The organism is Aeromicrobium sp. (assembly GCF_025965075.1).
In the GTDB taxonomy this organism is placed as follows: domain Bacteria; phylum Actinomycetota; class Actinomycetes; order Propionibacteriales; family Nocardioidaceae; genus Aeromicrobium.
The window spans coordinates 1-3,283 of sequence record NZ_JAOPXQ010000229.1; the positions used below are offsets into that span (position 1 = coordinate 1).

Genomic DNA, 3,283 nt, shown 5'->3' on the forward strand with positions numbered 1-3,283 from the left:
AGTGAGGTTCTGATGACTCTCGTCCCCACCGTCGTCCGCCAGTCCCACGGCCTGCAGCGCTTCATGCTGCTGCTGGGCTTCGGCCTGGTCGTCCTGTTCGTCTTCCTCGCGATCTTCGCGCCGTGGCTTGCCCCCTACGGCTTCAACGCCGACCGCTCCGGCGGTGTCGTGTTCGGCACCCAGCAGAGCCCGTCCGCCGACCACTGGTTCGGCACGACGGTCGGCGGCACCGACGTGCTGTCCCGCGTGATCTTCGGTGCCCGGACCGCGGTCGAGGTCATCATCCTCGCGGTCGTCCTGTCCGGCCTGATCGGCGTGCCGCTCGGCCTGGTCTCGGGCTATCTCGGTGGTTGGCTCGACCGGGTCCTCGTCCTCGTCATGGACGCGTTGTACGCCTTCCCGTCCCTCCTGCTCGCGATCGTCGTGTCGATCGTCGTGTCGGGCGGCAGCAGCGGAGCCGTCGGGGGCATCCTCGCCGCGGCGCTGTCGATCACGGTCGTGTTCGTCCCGCAGTACTACCGGGTCATCCGCAACGCCACGCTGTCGGTCAAGGCCGAGCCGTACGTCGACGCGGCCAAGGTCGTCGGGGTCAAGACCCCGCGGATCCTGACCAAGCACATCTTCTCCAACGTGTCCTCGTCCCTGCCGGTCATCGGCACGCTCAACGCATCCGAGGCCATCCTGACCCTCGCCGGCCTGGGCTTCCTGGGCTTCGGCATCGAGCCGTCCGCGGCGGCCGAGTGGGGCTACGACCTCAACAAGGCCCTGCCCGACGCCTCGTCCGGCATCTGGTGGACCGGCATCTTCCCGGGCCTGGCGATCGTCCTGATCGTGCTCGGCGCGACCCTCGTGGGGGAGAGCCTCAACGACATCCTCAACCCGCTGCTGCGCACGCGTGGTGCCGACACCAGCGAGGCCGACCAGGCCGAGATCGAGCAGGAGTACGAGGAGCTCACCGCCGGGACCACACCGGTCGAGGGGACCCTCGAGGTGGTGGAGAAGAAGGTCGCCGCGCTGTCCCTGACGGATCTCGCCGTGACGTTCCGTACCGACGCCGGCCAGGTCCGGGCCGTCAACGGCATCAGCTTCGACGTCGCACCCGGCGAGGTCGTCGCGGTCGTCGGCGAGTCCGGCTCCGGCAAGTCGGTCAGCTCCCGAGCGGTGCTCGGCCTGCTGCCGTCGACTGCCGAGGTCGGCGGCTCGGCCCGGCTCGGCACCCGCGAGCTGCTGGGCCTGTCCAACAGCTCCCTGCAGCCCATCCGCGGCGACCAGGTCTCGATGGTCTTCCAGGAGCCGTCGACCGCGCTCAACCCGGTCTACACCGTCGGCTGGCAGATCATCGAGGGCCTGCAAGCGCACCAGAAGGTGTCCAAGAAGGCCGCCCGGGCCCGCGCCGTCGAGCTGCTCGAGCTGGTCGGCATGCCCGATCCGCAGGAGCGCGTCGACTACTACCCGCACCAGCTGTCGGGCGGCCAGAAGCAGCGGGTCGTCATCGCGATGGCGATCGCCTGCGATCCCGACGTCATCATCGCCGACGAACCGACGACCGCGCTCGACGTCACGGTGCAGGCCGCGATCCTCGAGCTGCTGCTGTCCCTGCGGGACCGCCTCGGCACCGCGATCGTGCTGATCACCCACAACATGGGCGTCGTCGCCGACATGGCCGACCGGGTCGTGGTGATGTATCGCGGCACGATCGTCGAGCAGGCGCCGGCGCGCCAGCTGTTCGCGGCGCCCCGTCATCCGTACACGCGCGCCCTGCTGGACGCCGTGCCGCACCTCGGGCAGGCCGAGGGGCCGGGCCTGGTCGACGACAACGAGCTCGTGCTCAGGGTCGACGACCTGGTCGTGGAGTTCCCCGGCAAGTTCGGCCAGCCGGCGTTCCGCGCGGTCGACCACGTGTCGCTCGAGGTCCGCAAGGGCGAGGTGCTGGGCCTGGTTGGCGAGTCCGGCTCGGGCAAGTCGACGATCGGGCGCACGACGGTGGGTCTGCAGCAACCCACGAGCGGCACGATCCACGTCTCGGGCAACCAGGTGTCGGGGCTCAGCGACCGCCAGCTGCGGCCGCTGCGGTCGCGGTTCGGCTTCGTGTTCCAGGACCCGGCGTCGTCGCTCAACCCGCGGATGTCGATCGGCCAGTGCATCGCCGAGCCGCTGCACGTCCAGACCGAGATGAGCCAGGCCGAGATCGACGCCAAGGTGCGGTCGTTGCTCGACAGCGTCGAGCTCGGCGGGGCGTACGCCGAACGGTTCCCGCACGAGCTGTCCGGCGGCCAGCGCCAGCGGGTCAGCCTGGCGCGTGCCCTGTCGCTCGACCCCGACCTGCTGATCGCGGACGAGCCGACCTCGGCGCTGGACGTGTCGGTGCAGGCGCGGGTGCTCGAGCTGTTCACCGAGCTGCAGCAGCGGCTGCAGTTCGCCTGCCTGTTCATCAGCCACGACCTCGCGGTGGTCGACACCCTGGCCAACCGGGTCGCGGTGATGCAGCACGGCCGGCTCGTGGAGATCGGCCCGCGCGACCAGGTCCTGGGCAACCCGCAGGAGGACTACACCAAGCGGCTCATCGCCGCGGTCCCCGTACCCGATCCGGAGGAGCAGGCGCGGCGGCGGGCCGAGCGCGGCGCGCTGCTGACCGACATCTCGTAGTCCCGCACCGGGGTGTGGCCCGCATTGAGCGGGCCACACCCCGGCCACGGGCGCACACTGGGAGGCGTGAGTCCTCTCAGCTCCCTGCGCCAGCGTGTCGGTGACACGATCTTCGCCCGCATCGCGGGTCACGAGGGTCCCGCCCGCCGGGACCGCATCCACTTCGCGGAGGGGCCGCGCCGCTTCGGGCCCGACTCGGCGATCCAGCGCGTGCACGGCGACGCCTCGATGTTCGTCGGCGGCATGCGGGCGCTGCTGCTGCAGTCGCTGCACCCCCTCGCCATGGCGGCGGTGGACCAGCACTCCGGCTTCCGCGGCGATCCCTGGGGACGGCTGCAGCGCACCAGCACGTTCCTGGCCGAGACGACGTTCGGCACCGTCGAGGACGCCGACCGCGCCGTCGCCGTCGTCCGGTCGGTCCACGCGCGAATCACTGGCACCGCGCCCGACGGGCGGCCGTACGCCGCCTCGGACCCCCACCTCCTGCGATGGGTCCACGTGGCCGAGGTCGACAGCTTCCTGCGGGCGCACGACCGCTACGGGGCGAGGCCGCTCGACGCGGCCGGTCGCGACGCCTACGTCGCCGAGACCGCGTGGGTCGCCCGCGCCCTCGGGGCCGAGGACGTCCCCGAGACCG

At 71.3% G+C, this 3,283-nt stretch carries 2 protein-coding genes; both read left to right on the top strand.

What is annotated here, in order from left to right:
* The first annotated feature begins 12 nt into the window (after nucleotides 1-12).
* On the top strand, nucleotides 13-2,646 hold the full coding sequence (locus tag JWQ91_RS13865; RefSeq protein WP_297785251.1) for a dipeptide ABC transporter ATP-binding protein: 2,634 nt from the start codon (nucleotides 13-15) through the stop codon (nucleotides 2,644-2,646).
* 66 nt (nucleotides 2,647-2,712) lie between these two features.
* On the top strand, nucleotides 2,713-3,283 hold a 571-nt coding region (locus tag JWQ91_RS13870; protein WP_297785254.1), incomplete at its 3' end, for an oxygenase MpaB family protein.

Excerpts from the sequence above, each read along its gene's own strand:
- JWQ91_RS13865 (WP_297785251.1), top strand. The coding sequence starts at position 13 with ATGACTCTCGTCCCCACCGTCGTCCGCCAGTCCCACGGCCTGCAGCGC.